This is a genomic window from Paracoccus litorisediminis, assembly GCF_009711205.1.
Lineage (GTDB): Bacteria > Pseudomonadota > Alphaproteobacteria > Rhodobacterales > Rhodobacteraceae > Paracoccus > Paracoccus litorisediminis.
Window position 1 is genome coordinate 64,796 of record NZ_WMIG01000002.1, and the last position, 19,735, is coordinate 84,530.

At 64.3% G+C, this 19,735-nt stretch carries 24 protein-coding genes; 15 read left to right on the forward strand and 9 right to left on the reverse strand.

Annotated elements, in window-relative coordinates:
* The first annotated feature begins 18 nt into the window (after nt 1–18).
* Nucleotides 19–1,086: an A/G-specific adenine glycosylase gene (locus tag GL300_RS05680; RefSeq protein ID WP_394206812.1), complete on the forward strand. Its 1,068-nt coding sequence runs from the start codon at nt 19–21 to the stop codon at nt 1,084–1,086.
* Between the two features lie 10 nt (nt 1,087–1,096).
* A complete protein-coding gene (locus GL300_RS05685) occupies nt 1,097–2,233 on the forward strand; it encodes an alkane 1-monooxygenase (RefSeq protein ID WP_155038631.1) in 1,137 nt (378 codons plus the stop codon).
* 87 nt (nt 2,234–2,320) lie between these two features.
* On the opposite strand, the gene GL300_RS05690 is transcribed toward GL300_RS05685, so the two are convergent.
* The 4 genes from GL300_RS05690 to GL300_RS05705 all read right to left on the reverse strand — a co-directional run bounded on the left by GL300_RS05690 (nt 2,321) and on the right by GL300_RS05705 (nt 5,814).
* Nucleotides 2,321–3,451: a site-specific DNA-methyltransferase gene (locus tag GL300_RS05690; RefSeq protein WP_155038632.1), complete on the reverse strand. Its 1,131-nt coding sequence runs from the start codon at nt 3,449–3,451 to the stop codon at nt 2,321–2,323.
* A gap of 89 nt (nt 3,452–3,540) precedes the next feature.
* On the reverse strand, nt 3,541–4,173 hold the full coding sequence (locus GL300_RS05695; protein WP_155038633.1) for a ribonuclease HII: 633 nt from the start codon (nt 4,171–4,173) through the stop codon (nt 3,541–3,543).
* On the reverse strand, nt 4,170–4,649 hold the full coding sequence (locus tag GL300_RS05700) for an ureidoglycolate lyase (RefSeq protein WP_155038634.1): 480 nt from the start codon (nt 4,647–4,649) through the stop codon (nt 4,170–4,172). Before GL300_RS05700 ends, GL300_RS05695 begins: the two co-directional genes overlap by 4 nt.
* A gap of 55 nt (nt 4,650–4,704) precedes the next feature.
* Nucleotides 4,705–5,814 carry an MFS transporter gene (locus GL300_RS05705; protein WP_225612101.1) on the reverse strand — a complete coding sequence of 370 codons (1,110 nt, stop codon included), beginning with the start codon at nt 5,812–5,814 and terminating at the stop codon, nt 4,705–4,707.
* A 394-nt stretch (nt 5,815–6,208) separates the two neighbouring features.
* On the opposite strand from GL300_RS05705, the gene GL300_RS05710 reads away from it, so the two are divergent.
* From GL300_RS05710 to GL300_RS05720, 3 genes are all read left to right on the forward strand, one after another.
* Entirely contained in the window at nt 6,209–6,889 is a 681-nt protein-coding gene (locus GL300_RS05710; RefSeq protein WP_225612084.1) for a GntR family transcriptional regulator, read from the forward strand.
* Nucleotides 6,890–6,998: 109 nt separating this feature from the next.
* Nucleotides 6,999–8,528, forward strand: a complete 1,530-nt coding sequence (locus GL300_RS05715) for a L,D-transpeptidase family protein (protein ID WP_246195096.1) — start codon at nt 6,999–7,001, stop codon at nt 8,526–8,528.
* Nucleotides 8,529–8,532: 4 nt separating this feature from the next.
* Nucleotides 8,533–9,321: an extensin-like domain-containing protein gene (locus GL300_RS05720; protein ID WP_155038637.1), complete on the forward strand. Its 789-nt coding sequence runs from the start codon at nt 8,533–8,535 to the stop codon at nt 9,319–9,321.
* Here the strand turns inward: GL300_RS05720 and GL300_RS05725 are convergent, their stop codons facing one another.
* On the reverse strand, nt 9,322–10,641 hold the full coding sequence (locus GL300_RS05725; RefSeq protein ID WP_155038638.1) for a FliI/YscN family ATPase: 1,320 nt from the start codon (nt 10,639–10,641) through the stop codon (nt 9,322–9,324). It lies immediately after the preceding gene.
* A gap of 88 nt (nt 10,642–10,729) precedes the next feature.
* Here GL300_RS05725 and GL300_RS05730 point away from each other — a divergent pair, with 88 nt between their 5' ends.
* The 10 genes from GL300_RS05730 to GL300_RS05775 all read left to right on the forward strand — a co-directional run bounded on the left by GL300_RS05730 (nt 10,730) and on the right by GL300_RS05775 (nt 16,314).
* On the forward strand, nt 10,730–11,116 hold the full coding sequence (locus GL300_RS05730) for a FlgB family protein (RefSeq protein ID WP_155038639.1): 387 nt from the start codon (nt 10,730–10,732) through the stop codon (nt 11,114–11,116).
* Nucleotides 11,117–11,125: 9 nt separating this feature from the next.
* Nucleotides 11,126–11,518 carry a flagellar basal body rod protein FlgC gene (gene flgC, locus GL300_RS05735; protein ID WP_155038640.1) on the forward strand — a complete coding sequence of 131 codons (393 nt, stop codon included), beginning with the start codon at nt 11,126–11,128 and terminating at the stop codon, nt 11,516–11,518.
* A gap of 10 nt (nt 11,519–11,528) precedes the next feature.
* The gene (gene fliE, locus GL300_RS05740; protein WP_155038641.1) at nt 11,529–11,807 is read left to right on the forward strand and encodes a flagellar hook-basal body complex protein FliE; all 279 of its coding nucleotides are present in this window, start codon (nt 11,529–11,531) and stop codon (nt 11,805–11,807) included.
* Nucleotides 11,808–11,813: 6 nt separating this feature from the next.
* Nucleotides 11,814–12,080, forward strand: a complete 267-nt coding sequence (locus GL300_RS05745; protein WP_155038642.1) for a flagellar biosynthetic protein FliQ — start codon at nt 11,814–11,816, stop codon at nt 12,078–12,080.
* The gene (locus GL300_RS05750; protein WP_155038643.1) at nt 12,080–12,796 is read left to right on the forward strand and encodes a flagellar hook-basal body complex protein; all 717 of its coding nucleotides are present in this window, start codon (nt 12,080–12,082) and stop codon (nt 12,794–12,796) included. Before GL300_RS05745 ends, GL300_RS05750 begins: the two co-directional genes overlap by 1 nt.
* 11 nt (nt 12,797–12,807) lie before the next feature.
* Nucleotides 12,808–13,593, forward strand: a complete 786-nt coding sequence (flgG, locus tag GL300_RS05755; protein ID WP_155038644.1) for a flagellar basal-body rod protein FlgG — start codon at nt 12,808–12,810, stop codon at nt 13,591–13,593.
* Nucleotides 13,593–14,012: a flagellar basal body P-ring formation chaperone FlgA gene (gene flgA, locus GL300_RS05760; RefSeq protein WP_155038645.1), complete on the forward strand. Its 420-nt coding sequence runs from the start codon at nt 13,593–13,595 to the stop codon at nt 14,010–14,012. The genes flgG and flgA overlap by 1 nt, the downstream gene beginning before the upstream one ends.
* An 11-nt stretch (nt 14,013–14,023) precedes the next feature.
* Complete coding sequence (gene flgH / locus GL300_RS05765; RefSeq protein WP_155038646.1) at nt 14,024–14,767, forward strand: flagellar basal body L-ring protein FlgH; 744 nt, start codon at nt 14,024–14,026, stop codon at nt 14,765–14,767.
* Between the two features lie 11 nt (nt 14,768–14,778).
* Nucleotides 14,779–15,315, forward strand: a complete 537-nt coding sequence (locus GL300_RS05770; protein ID WP_155038647.1) for a flagellar basal body-associated FliL family protein — start codon at nt 14,779–14,781, stop codon at nt 15,313–15,315.
* 66 nt (nt 15,316–15,381) lie between these two features.
* Entirely contained in the window at nt 15,382–16,314 is a 933-nt protein-coding gene (locus GL300_RS05775; protein WP_155038648.1) for a glycosyltransferase family 2 protein, read from the forward strand.
* On the opposite strand, the gene rfbA is transcribed toward GL300_RS05775, so the two are convergent.
* From rfbA to rfbC, 4 genes are read right to left on the reverse strand one after another with little or no spacing between them, the layout of a single operon-like run.
* The gene (gene rfbA / locus GL300_RS05780; protein ID WP_155038649.1) at nt 16,311–17,201 is read right to left on the reverse strand and encodes a glucose-1-phosphate thymidylyltransferase RfbA; all 891 of its coding nucleotides are present in this window, start codon (nt 17,199–17,201) and stop codon (nt 16,311–16,313) included. The two genes, GL300_RS05775 and rfbA, sit on opposite strands and share 4 nt — an antisense overlap.
* Entirely contained in the window at nt 17,198–18,049 is an 852-nt protein-coding gene (gene rfbD, locus GL300_RS05785) for a dTDP-4-dehydrorhamnose reductase (RefSeq protein ID WP_155038650.1), read from the reverse strand. The genes rfbA and rfbD overlap by 4 nt, the downstream gene beginning before the upstream one ends.
* Nucleotides 18,046–19,083: a dTDP-glucose 4,6-dehydratase gene (gene rfbB, locus GL300_RS05790; RefSeq protein ID WP_155038651.1), complete on the reverse strand. Its 1,038-nt coding sequence runs from the start codon at nt 19,081–19,083 to the stop codon at nt 18,046–18,048. The genes rfbD and rfbB overlap by 4 nt, the downstream gene beginning before the upstream one ends.
* Nucleotides 19,080–19,661: a dTDP-4-dehydrorhamnose 3,5-epimerase gene (gene rfbC, locus GL300_RS05795; protein ID WP_155038652.1), complete on the reverse strand. Its 582-nt coding sequence runs from the start codon at nt 19,659–19,661 to the stop codon at nt 19,080–19,082. Before rfbC ends, rfbB begins: the two co-directional genes overlap by 4 nt.
* Nucleotides 19,662–19,735: the final 74 nt, after the last annotated feature.

Sequence of the window (19,735 nt, forward strand, 5' to 3'; positions counted from 1 at the left end):
AGAGCGGAGTACTGAAAATTGCGTGACTCGAGGGTGATATCGGCGGAATTGCTGGACTGGTATGACCGCCATGCCCGCGTCCTGCCATGGCGCATGCCGCCCGGTCAGGGGCGCGCCGATCCCTATCGCGTCTGGCTGTCCGAGGTGATGCTGCAGCAGACCACCGTCGTCGCGGTGAAATCCTATTTCGAGCGCTTCACCCAGCTATGGCCCACCGTACAGGATCTGGCCGCAGCGCCGGATGATCAGGTCATGGCCGAATGGGCGGGCCTTGGATATTACGCCCGCGCCCGCAATCTTGTCGCCTGCGCCCGTGCCGTCGCCGCCTTGGGGCAGTTTCCCGACACGCGTGAGGGGCTGGCGGCGCTGCCCGGCATCGGTCCCTATACCTCGGCCGCGATCGGCGCGATCGCCTTTGACCGCCCCGAGACGGTGGTGGACGGCAATGTCGAGCGGGTGATTTCTCGCCTGCATGCGCTTGAGGAACCGCTGCCCGCCTCTAAGCCCGAGATCTATCGCCTTGCCGCCGCGCAGACCCCCACCTTGCGCCCCGGCGATTACGCGCAGGCGATGATGGATCTGGGCGCGACCATCTGCACCCCGCGCAGCCCGGCCTGCGGCATCTGCCCGGTCATCGAATTCTGTCAGGCGCGCCGGCTGGGCATCGCCGCCGAACTGCCGCGCAAGATGCCGAAAAAGGCCAAGCCGCAAAGGCAGGGCACGGTCTGGATCGGCTTTTCCGGCAGCAGCGTGCTGGTCGAAACCCGGCCCGACAAGGGGCTTCTGGGCGGGACGCTGGCCTTCCCCTCGGCGGGCTGGGACGGCTCCGACCTGCCGCCGCCCGCGCTGGCCGACTGGCACGAGCTGGGCCTTGTTCGTCATGTCTTTACCCATTTCGCGCTGGACCTGACCGTGATGACGGCCGAGTTGACCCTGCCCCCCGAAAGGGGCAGGCTGGTGCCGCTTGGCGAATTCAGCGCCACCGCTCTGCCCGGCCTGATGCGCAAGGCATGGGCGCTGGCCCGCCCCAATCCAGCCCGCCCCGCGACGACCCGTCGCCATGGCAAGCCGACCTCAGAAACGTGATGGTTGACCGATGCAAACCGCCTTTCGTGCCCGACTGATCGACGCCCTGCCCTTCTGGCTGTCTTTGGGCATGGTCCCGTTGGCCTACATTGCCGCGCGTTTCGGCGGCTGGTGGTGGGCCCTGATGCCGCTTTATGCATGGTACCTGATGACCATGCTGGACGCAGTGCTTGGCCTGAACGACGAAAACCCCGACACCGAAACGCCCGAGGCGCAGCTGTTCTGGTATCGCGCCATCACCGTGATCTGGTTCCCCATCCAGTTCGCGATGATCTTTGGCGGCATCTGGTTCGCCACCCGCAGCGGCTTGTCGGGATGGGAAAAGCTGGGCCTGTTCTTTGGCATCGGCATCGCCTCGGGAACAATCGGCATCGTTTACTCCCATGAACTGCTGCACCAGAAGAACCCGGTCGAGCGCTGGCTGGGCGACCTGCTGCTGGCCTCGACGCTTTATTCGCATTTCCGCACCGAACACCTTCTGGTTCATCACAGCTGGGTCGCCACCCCGCGCGATGCTGTTTCCGCCCGCTACAATGAGGGCTTCTTTCGCTATTTCCTGCGCGTGCTGATGGAATGCCCGAAAAGCGCTTGGGCGGCCGAAACCCGCAGGCTGGCCCGTGCCGGGCGGTCTAAATTCGACCGCCGTAACCCCTTCTGGCGCTACGGCACCCTGCAACTGGGGATGCTGGCGCTGGCGTTGCTGCTTGGCGGCTGGCAGGGGCTGGGCCTGTTCATCTGGCAGGCTTTCATCGCCGTCTGGCAGCTGGAGCTGACCAATTACGTCGAACATTACGGCCTGACCCGCAAGCATCTGGGCAATGGCCGCTACGAACATGTCCTGCCCCGGCACAGCTGGAATTCGTCGCATACGGCGACGAACTGGCTGCTGATCAACCTGCAGCGCCATTCCGACCATCATTACAAGCCCGACCGCCGCTTTCCCCTGCTGCAGACCTATGATCAGGAACAGGCCCCACAACTGCCGCTGGGCTATCCGGCCATGACCTTCCTTGCGATGATCCCGCCGCTATGGCGTCGGCGGATGAACCCCCGCGTCCGGGCGTGGCGGCGGCAATTCTATCCCGAGATCGCGGATTGGTCGGAATACAACCGCGGCACCCTGCCCCAGCCGCGCAACGCGCTATAAAAAACCCCGTCCGGCGGCTCTCCGCAGGACGGGGCAAGGCGGTCCCGGCCGCACCAGAGCACGCGGCTTGGGGACACGGCGAAAACCTTAGTTGGGACGCCCCTTGTCAGCCTCCATCTCGGCGCGGATCTGCTGGCGCAGCGTGTCGATGGGGACCATTTTCCCCTCGCGCCGGAAATGCCAGTAGGTCCAGCCGTTGCAGGTCGGCGCGCCTTCCAGCGCGGCCCCGACCTGATGGATCGAGCCCTTGATGTCATTGCCGATCAGACTGCCATCGGCGCGCACCTTGGCCTTGTGGCGATTGTCCATCGAGAAAAGCTCCTCGCCCGGACGCAGCATGCCGCGCTCGACCACCTGGCCAAAGGGCACGCGCGGCTCGGCGCGCTTGGCCTTGGTGGTGACAAGGGCTTCATTGTCGAATTTGCGAACGCGGGCGATACGCTTTTCGGCGACCTCGCGGTAGGCCTGCTCGCGTTCGATGCCGATGAAGTCGCGGCCCAGCATCTTGGCCACCGCGCCGGTCGTACCGGTCCCGAAGAACGGGTCCAGCACCACGTCGCCGGGATTGGTCGAGCCGATCAGCAGCCGGTGCAACAACGCCTCGGGCTTCTGGGTCGGATGGGCCTTGGCCCCGTCCTTGTCCTTCAGCCGCTCGCCCCCGGTGCAGATCGGCAGCACCCAGTCCGAGCGCATCTGCACGCCCTCGTTCAGCGATTTCAGCGCCTCATAGTTGAAGGTGTATTTGGCGCTTTCAGATTTGCTGGCCCAGATCATCGTCTCATGGGCATTGGTCAGCCGCTTGCCGCGGAAATTCGGCATCGGGTTGGTCTTGCGCCAGACCACGTCGTTCAGGATCCAGAAGCCCTGGTTCTGCAGCTCGGCCCCGACGCGGAAGATGTTGTGATAGGAACCGATCACCCAGATCGCGCCATCGGGCTTCAGGATACGGCGCGCAGCCGCCATCCATTCCCGGGTGAAGCGGTCATAGGCGGCGAAACCGGCGAACTGGTCCCAATGATCATCAACCGCATCGACACGCGAGTTGTCGGGACGGTGCAGCTCTCCCTTGAGCTGCAGGTTGTAGGGCGGGTCGGCGAAAATCAGGTCGACGCTATTCGCGGGCAGCGAATTCATCACCTCGACGCAGTCGCCGGCCAGAATCTGGTTAAGCGGTAGATTCCGCGCAATCGCGCGGTTCTTCGTCTCGTGCTTTGTCATTCACTGCCTCGGATTTCGGCTGCTTTGTGGCCGATCTTGTTGGGCAGATGATGATTCACGACTGATTCGGCGTCAAATTCTTTTTTGAATCAAGAACTTGTCAACAGGCCTTTACACAAGATGTTGTGGACGGGTGCAAAGCTGCGCCTATGATGTGGGGTCACGCCCAGATCTAGCAGGGCTTGGCGATGACTTGCCGTAGGGTAACCTGCATTCCCTTCCCAGCCGTAACCGGGGTGCTGTTGCGCCAAATCCACCATGATGCGATCACGCGCCACTTTCGCAAGGATCGAGGCCGCCGCAATCGACAGGCTGCGCGCGTCGCCCTTTACCACGGCCTGCCCCGGCATCTCCAGCCCGCGGGGCAGCATATTGCCGTCGACAAGCGCCAGACAAGGCCGCTGTCGCAGCCCGGCTATCGCCCGACACATCGCCAGATGCGAGGCGCGCAGGATGTTCAAGTCGTCGATTTCCTCGACGCTGGCATGGGCGATGGCCCAGTCGCAGCAGACCATTATTTGGTCCGCCAGCGCATCGCGGCGCTTGGCGGTCAGCTTCTTTGAATCGTTCAAACCCTCGGGGATGCAGTCGGGGTAAAGGATCACCGCCGCCGCCGTCACCGGCCCGGCCAGCGGGCCCCGCCCGACCTCATCGACCCCGGCGACGTGTCGCGCGCCGCGCTGGATCGCCTCGGCCTCAAGCGCATAGTCCGGCGCGCTCATGGCAGGACCGTCACCGGCGCGATGGAGACTTCCTCAAGATTCACGCCCGCGCCCTCGCGGTCAACGACCAGAAAATCCGCGGCCCGATCAAGTGGCGTCAGTACCCCGTGCCAGACCCCGGCGCGCAGGTTCACCCCCATGCCTGCGGGCACAAGGAAGGCCAGCGCCGTACCCGGCCGCCCGCCATCATCCGGCGCAACGATCGACAACCACGCATCCGGACCCAGCGGAAAGAACGCCTGCGAGCCCAGCGGATGACGCTCCAGCAAGGTGCAGTCATAGGGCAGGCTCACCGGCTCGGACCGAAAGATCGAGATGATCGCCTCGCCCCCCGACCGCTCGACAGTGGCCAGCGCGTGGTGACGCTCGCAGCGTCCGGCATTGATCATCTTCGTGGGCTGGTCGCGCGGTGCCAGAAGCTCACCGAAGGGCGCGAATTCCTCGGCCGTGATCGGCCGGATCTTGATGCTGCTCATGTTCTTTCTTGTCCAAATATCCCGGGGGTACGGGGGCAGAGCCCCCGCTTATCGCTCAGGAATGCTTCATCCTCGGCAGGAACACCGTCAACAGCCCCATCAGAGGAAGGTATGAACACAATTTATAGACAAACTCGATCCCCTTGGCATCGGCCAGCACCCCCAGAACCGCCGCAGCGATCCCGCCCATGCCAAAGGCAAAGCCAAAGAAAATGCCCGCGATCAGCCCGGTACGCCCCGGCACCAGCTCTTGCGCAAACACCACGATGGCCGGAAAGGCCGAGGCCAGGATCAGCCCGATGATCACGGTCAGCACCCCGGTCGCCGCCAGCCCGACATGCGGCAGCGCAAGGGTAAAGGGCAGGATGCCCAGGATCGAGAACCAGATCACCTTGAGCGGCCCGACCTTGTCGCCCAACAGCCCGCCCAGCATCACCCCCGCCGCCATGCCGCCAAGGAACAGGAACAGCATCAGCTGCGCCTGCTGCGTCGACAGCCCGAATTTCTCGATCAGGAAGAAGGTGTAATAGCTGGAAATGCTGGCCGTGTAGATGTTCTTGGTGAAGGTCAGCAGCGCCAGAACAACGATGGCCATGATCACCCGCCCGCGCGACAGCGACAGATGCGCGGTGCCCCGTGCGCCCGCAGCCTTCCGCCGCCCCTCGGCCCAGGCCCCGATTCGCCACAGGATGGCCGACCCCAACATCGCCGCCGCCGAGAACAGCGCGATCGAGGGCCGTCCCAGCGGCACCACGACAAAGGCCGCCAGCAGCGGGCCAAGCGCCGTGCCGAAATTTCCGCCCAGCTGGAACAGCGACTGCGCCGTGCCGAATTTCCCGCCCGAGGCGATCCGCGCCACGCGCGAGCTTTCGGGATGGAACACCGCCGAACCGACACCAATCAGCATCGCGCCGGTCAGCAGCACCCAATATTCATGCGCGAGCGCCAGCAGCAGCACGCCCACAAAGGTCGATCCCATGCCCACTGCCAGCGATTTCGGCATCGGGTTCTTGTCGGTGATCGCGCCCACCACCGGCTGCAGCAATGATGCCGTCACCTGAAAGGCAAAGGTCATCATCCCGATCTGCCAATAGGACAGGGTGAACTCCTCGCGTAGCAGCGGATAGATCGCCGCCAGCATGGATTGCATGACATCGTTGATCATGTGGCAGGCACTGATCGCCACCAGCACGGACCATGCCGTGGTTGCGGGACCCGGCGCCCGGAATGCCGTTGCTTCCGACACGTGTGAACCTCTTGCTGAGTGCCGGGACATTCTGCCCCGGCCCCCGGAATGTCAACTCACGGGGCAATCGTCGGAAGAGGTTAACGAAACACTTGACCTGTGCAGTCATATCGCGTCAAAAACTTGTCGCATGAGTTAATTTCGTTCCCGACGGATTTTGCATTTCCGGGTTTTCAACCGGACAAGTCATTCGCTGTCGACCGTATCGAGTCCCCGACACCCATACGGACATATTTAGAATCTTATGACTCGACATACCCAAAGCTTCGCCACGGCAGCGGCCGTGCTTCCTCTTGGTTCCAAGCGCAAAGGCATGACCTGGCAGGCCGTTCAGGACATCGTGCTTGAGCGCATCCAGAACGGTATCTGGCCCGAGGGCGAGCTGATCCCCACCGAATGCGATCTGGCCGCCGAACTGGGCTGCGCCCGTGCCACCGTGAACCGCGCCATGCAGGCCCTAGCCGAAAATGGCGTGGTCGAACGTCGGCGCAAGGTCGGCACCCGCGTCGCGATCCACCCCCGCGTCCAGCTGGTCCGCACCCTGCTGCGCCGCGAGCTGGAGGCGGCCGGCCACGAATATGGCTACGAGCTTGTTTCCGCAACGGAAACCAATCCCCCCGCCGATGTCGCGCAGGCCATGATGCTGCGCAGTTCGGAAGTGCTGCTTTACAGCCGCGCGGTCTTCTACTCGGACGGTATTCCCTATTGCTGCGAAGAGCGCTGGACCAACACCTTCGCCGCCAAGGGGCTGGATGCTGCCGTGCTGGCAACCATCAGCCCTTGCGAGTGGCTGCTGGGCAATGTGCCCCTGAATCGGGCCAGCATGTCGGTGGGTGTGGCCACCGCGGATACGGGCTTTGTCGCCCCCGCGCTGAACCTGCCCAAGGACGATCCGGTGCTGCATCTGGAGCGGCTTGAATGGCTCAATAACATGCCGGTTTCGTTGTCGCGGCGCTATTTCCCGCGCGACCACCGCTTCGAAGGACAGATCTGATCGCGAAAAGGGGCAAGTGGTAAACGCTTTACTTGCCCCGAAGCGCGGAACGGGCCAATGCTCGACATAACAGACAAGAAACGCAAAACAATAAAACCGGACATCGAGCATGCCTACACGCGGTTCTTCCACTGGCGCCCTGCTGCGCCTCTCTCTTGCTATGGCCTTTGCCGCGGGCAGCAATGCGGCACTGGCCGAGGCCAACCCCCATCCCCGCCCACCCAGTCGCGCGGCCAGCGTCACCGCGACCCTGCCCGCACAGGCCGCCGCCGTGCCGGAAGCCCGCGATACGGTGATCGGAACCACCGCCTCGACCGCCTCGGGCAAGAAGGGGCTGCGCAGGGTTTCTCCGGCGGAAATCGAGACCGCCACCTATGACGGCGGCGACCTGCCCGCCGGGCAATCGGCCCTGACCGCCAAGGTCCAGATCCTGCTTGACCGTTCAGGGATTTCCCCCGGCGTGGTCGATGGCTGGCGCGGCGGGATGAGCGAAAGCGCCCTCAAGGCCTTCCAGCGCCGCGAAGGCATGCCGATGACCGGCCGGATGAGCCCGGATCTGTGGAGCCGCCTGCATGTCTATGCCGCCGAGGCCCTGACCGACGAATACACCATCACCCAGGCCGATGCCGCGGGGCTGGTGGACAAGATCCCGGCCGACTACGCCGACAAGGCCGCGATGCGCTCGCAAGGCTATACCAGCGTGCTGGAGCGCCTGAGCGAACGCTTCCACATGGACGAGAAGTTCCTGGCGCTGCTCAATCCCGGCGTCAAGTTCGAGCCCGGCGCGACGATCAGCGTCACCCGGCCCGCGAAGCCGATCCGCGCCACCGTGACCCGGATCATCATCGACAAGGAAACCCGCCGCGTCGCCGCTTATGACGTCAAGGGCCGCATGGTCGCCGATTACCCGGCCACGGTCGGTTCCTCGGATACGCCCTCGCCGCATGGCACGCATCTGGTCAAGGCCGTGGCGCTGGACCCGACCTATACCTATAATCCGCAGCGCAATTTCAAGCAGGGCAAGAACGACCGCGTACTGATCATTCCGCCCGGCCCGAACGGCCCGGTCGGCGATGTCTGGATCGACCTGAGCGAGCCGACCTACGGCCTGCACGGAACCGCAACCCCCTCGCGGCTGTTCGTCAACCAGTCGCATGGCTGCGTGCGGCTGACGAACTGGGACGCACGGGAGCTGGCCCATATGGTCAAGGCCAATGTCACCACGGTCGAATTCCTCGATCCCGGCGTGCGGATCGAGGATGTCGCCCATTCCGCCGTGGCGATGGAATCGAGCGCCCCGATCTCGATCCGGGCCAGCCGTCCGCCGGCGCGATCCTCCAGCTACGCCGCCCCGATTCAGGCTGAGCCCGCTGTCGCGGCCCCGCTGCAGACCCCGACCAATGCCGCGGCCATCGCCGCAGCCGTGCAGGAGGCAGCCTCGACCGTCGCCGGCAAGATCGCAGGCAATGACCGTCCCGTTGCAGCCCCGGCGGGTCGCGGCGAGGCGCTGACCGAAGCCTTGGCCCGTGCCGAGGCCATCGCCGACGAGATGCTGTCCCAGCGTGCGCAGGATGCATCGCCCGACGCACAGGTCGGCAGTCGGGCGTTGCCGCCGCCAGCGCAAAAGCCGCAGCTTTGACCGCATGAGGACATGGGCGGCATTCCTGCTGATGGCGATGCTGCCCATGCCCGTTTTCGCGCAAGACCCCCGGCCGGAACCTCGTCCGGCCGAGCATCGCCCCGAGGCGCGCCCTGCTGATTCCCCGGTCGCCGTCGACACACCGAAGGCAGACGAACCCAAGCCAGAGCCACCCGAACCCAAGGTTGAGATCCCGGCAGGCCCGCCGATCAGCGCCACCCTGCGCGAGGATGACTTCGCCTATTCTGCCTGTCTGCTCGAACTGACCCTGCTGGGCGCTGATTTCGACGAAAGCGCGCCGCTGACCGATCCCGACCATGCCGATTGCGGGATCGCGCGGCCGATAACCCTGCGCGCACCCCTGCCCGGCATCCAGATCGACGGTGGCGCGGTCATGCGCTGCGACACCGCCCGGCATCTGGCGCATTGGCTGCGCGATTTCGTCCGCCCCGCCACGGTGCTACTGCCGGGCCAGCCCCAGCTTGCCGGACTGGAGCCGGGCAGCACCTATCAATGTCGGCCAACCATCGGCAATGGTGGCGAAAGCCTGTCCGAGCACGCCTTTGGCAATGCCTTCGACATCGCCGCGTTTCGCTTCCGCGACGGCAGCCGGATCGAGATCACGCCCCGGCAGGATGACGGCGATCTGACCGAGGCCTTCCAGCAGGCCGTCCGCAAAACCGCCTGCCTGCATTTCACCACGGTGCTGGGACCGGGGGCGAATGCTGCGCATGAAAACCACCTGCATCTGGACATCAAGGCACGCAAGGGCGGCTTCCGCCTGTGCCAATGACTAGCGCGAACCGGATGCCGCCAGCGCCTCGGCCAGCATCTGGAAAGCCTGCCGGACCGAGGGGCTTTTGCGGGTAAAGAACTGGTCCAGCGCCGGATAGATGCGCACGGCCTCATCCAGCTTGGCATCCGAGCCTTGCGCGTAAAGCCCGGCGCGGATCATCAGCTCGGATTCCGAATAGGCCCCCAGGGCCGCCCGTGCCCTGCCGATCAGCACATTTTCCGGCTCATTCGCCGCATGGGGCAGCGAGCGTGAAACCGAGCGCAGCACGTCCACCGCCGGAAAGCGCCCCCGTTCGGCAATCGCGCGGTCCAGCACGACATGGCCGTCCAGCACGCCGCGCAGAATGTCGGCCACCGGCTCCTCCATATCCGATCCGGCGACCAGCACGCTGAAGATCGCGGTAATGTCGCCGCTGCCTATCGGCCCCGGCCCGGACCTTTCGGCCAAGGACATGATCAGCTGCGATACAGATGGCGGAAAGCCGCGATAGCTGGGGCTTTCCCCGGCGGCCAAAGCGATCTCTCGATGGGCTTCGGCAAAGCGGGTGATCGAATCGGCCAGAAACAGGACATGGTTGCCCTTGTCGCGGAAATGCTCGGCCACCGTCATCGCCGCCCAGGCGCAGCGCCGCCGCATCAAGGGCGACTGGTCCGAGGTCGCGGCGATCACCACCGAACGCGCCATGCCTTCCTCGCCCAGGACTTCCTCGACGAATTCGCGCAGCTCTCGGCCGCGTTCCCCGACCAGTGCGATCACCACCACATCGGCCTCGACCCCGCGGGCAAGGGCTGAAAGCAGCGTCGATTTCCCGACCCCCGACCCCGCGAACAGGCCCATCCGCTGCCCGCGCACCAAGGGCAGGATCGTATCAAAGACCGCAAGCCCGGTCCCCAACCGCGCACCCAGTCTATTGCGCGAGGCGGCGGGCGGCGGGGCCGGACGAAAGCCGCGTTCCTCGGAACCGGGACTCAGCGGTCGCCCGTCCAGCGGACGCCCCAACGGATCGATGATTCGCCCGACCCAGCGGTCCGATGGTGCAAGCTGCGGTGCGAAAAGCAGTTCGGCCTCGGTCCCGATGGCCAGTCCCTCGGTCGGGCCTTCGGGCAGAATCGCCACCGCATCGCGGCTAAGCGACACGACCTCTCCGCTCAGGTCCGCCCCGGAACGCATTGAAAAGATGACGCGATCCCCTACGGACGCTTGCCGGTTCAGACCCGAAATCCAGATCAGCCCGCCTTGGATCGCCACGACCGATCCGAAATGGCGCAGCATATCCAGCCTTTGGATACGCGAGGCGATCGATCGAATTTTTTCCATCCGTTCACTCCAAAAACACGAGCCGCGAAACGGTTTTTAAACCTCTCAGGGTTAAGACCGGGTTATCGGAACTGAGGAGAGGCCCTCGATGTTTGACCGGATCGACACGCTGCGCATGGCCAGTTCGCTGACCGCTCATGCCCAGACGCGGCAGAAGCTGATCGCCCAGAACGTCGCCAATGCCGATACCCCCGGTTTCAAGTCGCAGGATCTGGCGCGCTTTTCCGAGACCTACCGCTCGGGCGTGACGACCGAACTGCGCGCGACCCGGCCGGGCCATGTCACCGGAATTAGCTGGGGCGGTCAAAACCGCGAAATCGATGCCGGGGGCGAACCCGCGCCCAACGGCAACTCTGTTTCGATCGAGGATGAGATGATCCGCGTGGCGCAGGCCAAGAAGGAATTTGATCTGTCGCTGGCCGTGACCCGCGCCTCGCTTTCGATGATCCGCACAAGCCTCGGCCGCCGTGCCTAAGGAGGGATGATGACTGACAGGTTGACCGCAACCGACATGGCCGCATCGGGGATGCGCGCGCAGGCCGTCCGGCTGCGCCATGTCTCGGAAAACATCGCCAATGCCGACACGCCCGGCTATCGCCGCAAGCTGGTTTCGTTCCGCGAGGAGATGGATTTCGGCCGCAAGACCGGTGGCGTCGATGTTTCCCCGACGCGGCTGGATAAGCGCGAGCTGCCCCGCATCTTTGAACCCTCGCATCCGATGGCTGACGATGAGGGGTATTTTCAGGGCTCGAATGTCGACCTGGTGGTCGAGGTCGCGGATGCCCGCGAGGCCGGCCGCAGCTACGAGGCCAATTTGCGCGTCTTTGAACAATCCCGACAGATGGGCAGTGCGCTGCTCGACCTGATCCGTCGTTAAGGAGCACGCCATGATCACTTCGATTGACGCCGCCAATGCCTATGACCGCGCCCGGCCCGCCGTCTCGCCCGCGTCTGGACTGCCGCAAGGTGTTACCGCGGCCGCCGCCGAGTTCGCGCAGGTCATGGATCAGGTGGACATCACCGCCATGGGCGCAATGAACGGCGCCACCGACACCCACCAACTGGTGCAGAGCATCGCTCAGGCGGAAATCGCGCTCGAGACCGCGGTGGCGATCCGCGACAAGGTGGTCGAGGCCTATCAGGAAATCCTGCGGATGCCGGTCTGAGCCGCCATGGATGAGAACCTGATCTTTGACCTGATGCGGCAGGCGCTGTGGATTGCGGTGCGCATGTCGGCCCCGCTGTTGATCGTAGCGCTGGTCGCGGGCGTGGTCATCGGCCTGTTTCAGGCGCTGACCTCGGTGCAAGAGATGACCCTGACCTTTGTCCCCAAGGTGGCGCTGATGCTGGCGGTCTTCTGGGTCAGCATGAGCTTCATGACCACGCTTCTGGCCAGCTTCTTCACTGATCAGATCGTGCCGCAGATCGTGGGGCACTGATGGATAACGCGATCTATGCCTCGCTGACCCGGCAATCGGGCTTGATGCGCGAAATGCGCGCCATCGCGAACAACATGGCCAATGCCAATACGACCGGCTTCCGCCGCGAGGGTGTGGTGTTTTCGGAATACATGGTGCCGCTGTCCCAGAACGGCGAAACCCTGGCCATGGCCAATATCCGCGGCCGGATGGTGGACTTGGATCAGGGCGCCATGACCCAGACCGGCGGCAGATACGATCTGGCCATCGATGGTGACGGCTTCTTCATGGTCCAGACCCCCGAGGGCGGACGCCTGACCCGCGCCGGCGCCTTCATGACCAATGCCGAGGGCGAGATCGTCAACCCTGACGGCTATCCGCTGCTGGATGATGGTCAGGCCCCGATCGCGGTGCCGCCGGGCACGCGCAGTATCGGGGTTGGCGGCGACGGAACCGTTTCGGCCGATGGGCAGGCGATCGGCCGGGTCGGCGTCTTTGCCGCGCCCGATATTGCCGACCTGCGCCACGTCGCGGGCACCCTGTTCGAGGCCGGACCGAATCCCACGCCGCTGGATGACGCCAAGGTCCGGCAGGGCTTTCTTGAGGAATCCAACGTCGAACCCGTGACCGAGATTGCCCGCATGATCGAGGTCCAGCGCGCCTATGAACTCGGCCAGTCCTTCCTGGAACAGGAAGACCAGCGCATCCGCCAGACCATCACCTCGCTTACCCGTTGAAAGGACACAGGATGAAAGCACTCCAGATCGCCGCGACGGGCATGAGCGCCCAACAGATGCGGGTCGAGGTCATCTCGAACAACCTCGCGAACATGTCGACCACCGGATATAACCCGCGCCGCGCCGAATTCGCCGACCTGCAATATCAGCAGGCCACCCGTCCCGGCACGCTGACCGCGACCACCGGCGCGATGGTTCCGGCTGGGGTGCAGCTGGGTATGGGCGTGCGGCCCGCGGCGGTCACCGTCATGCTGGGACAGGGCAGCCAGATCCAGACCAATGGCGATCTGGACGTCGCGATCGACGGCAATGGCTATCTTGAGGTGATGATGCCCTCGGGGATATCGGCCTATACTCGCGACGGCAGCCTGAAACGCTCGGCCGAAGGGCAGATCGTCACTTCCGAAGGCTATCCGGTCGTCCCCGACATCACCATCCCGCAAGAGGCGCGCAGCATCTCGATCAGCCCGTCGGGAGAGGTTTTTGCCTATTTCAGCGACCGCGTTGATCCCGAAAATCTGGGCCAGATCACACTTGCCGGATTCCTGAACGAAAAGGGACTGGAGGCTGTGGGCGGCAACATGTTCCTTGAAACCAATGCTTCAGGCGCGCCACTTGTCGCCCCGCCCGGAGAGGAAGGGCTTGGCACGCTTCGGGCAGGTTATCTTGAGGAAAGTTCAGTCGATCCGGTGCGAGAGATCAGCGAACTGATCAAGGCCCAGCGCGGATATGAGCTGAACTCCAAGGTCATCACCGCCGCCGACCAGATGCTGGGCGCAACGGTGCAGGTGCGCTGATGATCCGCATCCTTCTGGCCCTTGCGCTCACCCTGCCCTTGCCAGCCCTTGCCGATGCACTGGTTGCCGCCCGCACCCTGCGCAGCGGCACCGTCCTTGCGCCCGAGGATATCCGCATCGACCCGCAAGCCGTTGGCAAGCTGGACAACCCCGATGCCGTGCTGGGGATGGAGCTGCGCGTCATGCTAAGCGAAGGCCGCCCGATCGAGCCCGCCCATCTGACTGCGCCGCGGATTGTCGCACGCAACCAACTGGTCACCATCGCCTATGAACGCGACACCCTGCGGATCGAGACCGAGGGCCGCGCGCTCAGCGCGGGCGGCGTCGGCGACACCATCCGGGTCATGAACAACGCCTCGCGCACGACGCTGTCAGGCCGCGTCGCGGCGGATGGCACCGTGATCGTCGCCCAGAACTGAGGAAACCTGCGATGAGCAATAAACGAACCTATCTGGTCACCACCGGTCTTGTCGTCGCCCTGAGCCTGTCTGCCTGCGGCCGCGCCGATCATCTGGGTCGCGCCCCGAAGATGACCGACGCCGAAAGCAGCGCCGAGTTTCAGGCGATGTTGGCGCCGGACCCGGCGATGTCTGCCCTGCCCCAGCGGACGGAAAGTACGGCCTCGCTCTGGACGACCTCGCAAAGCTCGCTGGTGGCGGATCGCCGCGCCTCGACTCGCGGCGACATCCTGACCGTGGTGATCGAGATTGACGACAAGGCCGAGATCCAGAACAGCTCGGGCCGCAGCCGAAAAGCCTCGGACAAGGTCAGCATCCCGGCGCTGGCCGGTCTGCCCCAGCGCGCAACCGAAGTGCTGCCCGAGGGTGCCAGCATGGACGACCTGGTCGATGCCGACAGTTCCTCCAGCTACAAGGGCAGCGGAAATATCTCGCGCCGGGACAAGATGACGCTGCGCGTCGCGGCCACGGTCGTCGAACGACTTCCGAACGGCGTCCTTCGCATCGAAGGCAGTCAGGAAGTGCGGGTGAATTTCGAGGTCAGGGTATTGACGGTCAGCGGCTTCGTTCGCCCTTCGGACATCGGTCGCCGCAACGAGATTTCCTATGACCGCATCGCGGGCGCGCGGATCTCCTATGGCGGGCGGGGTCACATCAGTGATGTGCAGCAACCCCGCTACGGCCAGCAGATTGCGGACATGGTCCTGCCCTACTGACGAGGTCGAAGATGAAGATGATCCTGCTTGGCCTCATTGCGGCATTGGCCTTTCTGGGCGGCGCTGTCGGAGGCGACGTGCTGCATGGCGCAAAGCCGGCGGCGGCGGCCAACCCGACCGCATCGCCGACGGAACATGGCGCGGATACCGCCGAAGCCGACCATTCTGCCACAACATCCGATCATGACATCGCACCTGCCGCCGAAGATCACGACACCGAAAAGGCCGCAGACTGGTTCCGTTTTCCCAACCAGTTCTTCGTGCCGATTCTGCGTAACGGAACCACCATTGCTGTGATGGTGATGTCACTGACACTGGAGGTCTCGGCCGAAGCCCTGCCGGGCATTCAGGCGCAGGAACACCGGTTACGCGACGCCCTGCTGAATGCCCTGATGAAACAGGCAAATACGGGCGCCTTCGATGGAAACTTCACCTCCGAGGCGCATATGGAGGCGTTGCGCAAGGAGATGCTGGCAGCGGCGCAGGATGCTGCCGGACCCGAGGTGATCAAGGTGTTGATCGGCGACATCGCCCGGCAGGAGCAGTAGCCCGGGGACTGGCCAAGCCGCAGATGATCTGTATAGCTCGGCCAGAATTTCATCGGAGCGCCCGTATTGCAGCCACAGATCACCATCCTCATGGCGACCTATAATGGCGCAAGGTTCCTGCCCGCGCAGCTCGACAGTATCCTTGCCCAAAGCCATGCGAACTGGCGGCTGATCGTCTCGGATGACGGCTCGACCGACGGCACGCGCGATGTCGTCGCAGACTATGCCCGCAAGACCGGCAGGATTGAGCTGATTGACGGTCCACGCCGAGGTGCTACGGCGAATTTCCTGCACCTGATCATGCAGGCGGGGTCACAAGACTGGATCGCCTTCTGCGATCAGGACGATGTCTGGAAGACGGACAAGCTGGCGCGCGGGGTTGCACACCTGACCTTGCGAAACGGGCCAGCGGTCTATGCCGCCCGAACGACGATCTGCGACGAAGACCTGCGCGAACTGACCCCAGCACCCCATTTCGCAGGGCCTTTCGGCTTTCGAAATGCCTTGGTGCAGGCCTGCCTGCCCGGCAACACCACCATCGCCAATTCACAAGCCCTGCAGATCCTGCAGGCGGCAGCACCTGCGGCGGATACGGCCGGGATCGTCTCGCATGACTGGTGGGTCTATCAGCTGATGTCGGGTGCCAAGGCCGATATCCATCGCGACAGTGCTCAGGTGCTGATGTACCGTCAGCATCCACGCAATGTCATGGGCCGCAACGACACCACCTCGGCGCAGGCGGCGCGGGCGTCGATGCTGTTTGACGGCACATTCGCCAAATGGCTCGGGCAGAACCAGATCGCGCTTGAAGCCGCAGAAGACCTGCTGACATCCGAAAACCGGCAGCTTCTGCGTCGGTTCGGGCACTTGCTGCGTGCATCTGGGCCAAGCGCGTTGGCCAAGGCTATCGACATTGGACTTTATCGCCAAAGCCACACCGGCACGGCCGCGATCATGGCCGCCGCCCTTGCCGGTCGCCTGCGAACACCCAGCGATTAAAGCAACGTCGCCAGATATTTGCCGTAGTCGCTTTTACCGTATTTCCGGGCCAGCGCGGCCAGTTCCTCGGTCCCGATCCAGCCTTGGTTGAAGGCGATTTCGTCCGGTGAACCGATCAGCAGACCCTGACGTTCCTCCAGCGTGCGCACGAAATTCCCGGCATCCAGCAGGCTGGCATGAGTGCCGGTATCGAGCCATGCAAAGCCCCGGCCCATGCGCTCGACGATCAGGCTGTCTTCGTGCAGGTAGGTTTCCAACAGCGTGGTGATTTCCAGCTCGCCGCGCTCCGAGGGCTTCACCTGACGGGCACGGGCGGGGGCGGTGCCGTCCAGAAAATACAGCCCCGTCACTGCATAATCTGATGGGGGAACCAGCGGCTTTTCGATAATGGCGCTGGCACGACCGTCATCGTCGAAGGCCACGACGCCGTAACGCTCGGGATCGGCAACACGGTAGCCAAAGACCGTCCCGCCTTGCATCCGGGCATCCGCCGCGTCCAGCAGTACCGGCAGCCCGTGACCAAAGAAGATGTTGTCGCCCAAGACCATCGCCGAAGGCGCGCCAGCCAGGAAATCCTCGGCCAGAATATAGGCCTGAGCCAGCCCGTCGGGCGAGGGCTGGACGATATATTCGAAGCTCAGCCCCCACTGGCTGCCATCGCCCAGCAGGCGGCGGAATTGATCACGGTCGTCGGGGGTGGTGATGATCGCGATCTCGCGGATACCGGCCAGCATCAGCACCGAAATCGGGTAATAGACCATCGGCTTGTCATAGATCGGCAGAAGCTGCTTGGATACGCCCATGGTGATCGGGTAAAGCCGCGTTCCCGAGCCCCCCGCGAGGATGATCCCCTTGCGCCCAGTCGCGGATTTGGCCGTCTCAGTCATGTCCGAAGCTCCGTCACTACCTTGGCTAGGCCCGCGCGCCAGTCCGGGCGGGCGATGCCGAAATCACGCGCGATGGCGCTGCAATCCAGTCGCGAATTCCCGGGCCTGCGCGCCGGGGTCGGATAGTCGCTGCTGGCAATATCGTCGACCCGGCAGGACAACCCCGCCTGATCCATGATCTCACGTGCAAAGCCCGCCCAACTGGTGTCAGGTGCTCCGGCGAAGTGATAGACGCCGCCGCGCGATGCATCCTCGCGCATTGCCGAAATCATCGTCAGGCAGGCCGAGGCAATATCCGCCGCCGGGGTCGGGCCGCCATTCTGATCGGCAACCACGCGCAACTCCTCGCGCTCGGCCCCCAACCGCATCATCGTCTTGACGAAATTCGCCCCATGCGCCGAAAACACCCATGAGGTGCGCAGGACTGCCCATTGCCCACCGGCACGGGCGACACCGCGTTCGCCCGCCAGTTTCGAGGCGCCATAGACCCCCAGCGGACCCGTCGGATCGCTTTCCTGCCAAGGTCTCTCGCCCGAACCGTCAAAGACGTAATCGGTCGAGATATGCAGGAAGGGCACGCCCAGCCGTGCCGCAGCGCGGGCCATGACGAAGGGGGCCTCGGCATTGACGGCATGGGCCAGCTCCGGTTCGGATTCGGCGCGGTCGACGGCGGTATGGGCAGCGGCATTGATGATCGCCGTGGGCTGTGCGGCAAGGATCGCCGCCGCGCAGTTCGAAGCATCCGACAGGTCGACCTCATCGCGGCCCAGAAACCATGCCTCGGGGGCCAGACGCGCCAGCTCGGTCGCGACCTGCCCACTGCGGCCAAAGACCAGCAGCCCGTTCATGCCTTGCCCAGCCTTTCTCCGACGCCCTGACGCGACAGCAGCGGGCGCCACCAGTCCTCATTTTGCAGATACCATTCGACGGTGCGCGCCAGCCCCTCCTCGACCGTGACCGATGGTTGCCAGCCCAACTCGGTGCGGATGCGGGTCGGGTCGATGGCATAGCGGCGGTCATGGCCGGGGCGGTCGGTAACAAAGGTGATCAGCCGCTCATGCGGGGCGTGTTCCGGGCGCAGGCGATCCATATGGGCACAGATCGTGCGCACCAGATCGATGTTCTTCGCCTCATTCTCGCCGCCGATATTGTAGCTGCGGCCCAAATCGCCCTTTTCCAAAACCAGCAGCAACGCGTCGGCGTGGTCCTCGACGTAAAGCCAGTCGCGGACATTGCCGCCATCGCCATAGACCGGGATCGGACGCCCATGCAGCGCGTTCAGGATCACCACCGGCACCAGCTTTTCCGGGAAATGGAACGGGCCGTAATTGTTCGAGCAATTGGTCAGCACCACCGGCAGGCCATAGGTCTCGTGCCAGGCGCGCACCAGATGGTCCGAGGCCGCCTTGCTGGCGGAATAGGGGCTGCGCGGATCGTAGGGCGTGTCTTCGGTGAACTGCCCGGTCTCACCCAGAGAGCCGAACACCTCATCGGTCGAGATGTGGTGAAAGCGGAACCCCTCGGGCCGCCCCTGCCCGACCCAATAGGCGCGGGCAGCTTCCAGCAGGTTGTAGGTGCCAGTGATGTTCGTTTCGATGAAATCGCCCGGCCCGTCGATCGAGCGGTCGACATGGCTTTCCGCCGCCAAATGCATGATCGCGTCGGGCTGGTGGTCGGCCAGCACCCGGTCCAGCGCCGCACGGTCGCGCAGGTCGGCCTGCTCGAAGGCATAAAGCGGGCTGTTCGAAACAGAGGCCACGTTGCCCGCATTGGCGGCATAGGTCATGGCGTCAAGGTTCACCACCTCATGCCCGCGCCGCACCGCCAGCCGCACCACGGCCGAGCCGATGAACCCGGCCCCGCCGGTTACCAGAATTTTCATGATCTGGCCTCGTATTCGAAATCATCGTGATAAATGAAGGGGCTGTCGAAATCTGCAAACCCGGGCGCCACGGCATCCTTGTCCGACAGAAGCGGCGCGCCGGTCAGGCCCCAGTCGATGCCGAGGCTGTCCCATGCCACCGCGCCATCGCATTCCGGCGCGTAATGGTCGGTGCATTTGTAGCAGATCTCGGTATCCGGCTCGCGCGTGACGAAGCCGTGCAGGAAGCCCGCCGGGATCCACAGCTGGCGGCCGTTTTCGAATGACAGTTCCTCGCCCAGCCACTGGCCATAGGTCGGGCTGCCCTTGCGGATATCGACGGCCACGTCGAACAACCGCCCGCGCCCGCAGCGTACCAGCTTGCCCTGCGCATGGGGCGGCGACTGGAAATGCAGCCCCCGCAGCGTGTCCACCGCCGCCGACAGCGAATGATTGTCCTGCACGAATTCCGGCAGGTCCAGCCCGGCCTCAAGCAATGTTCTGCGGTTCCAGCTTTCCGAAAAAAAGCCCCGCGCATCCCCATGCCGCCGGGGTTCAAGGATCAGCACCCCGCTTAGGGATGTCCGTGTGATCTGCATCCGGTCCTGCCCGCAAACAATCCGTGCCGATCCTCACAAATGTTTTCGCGCCACACAAGCTTCCGATCGCCCGA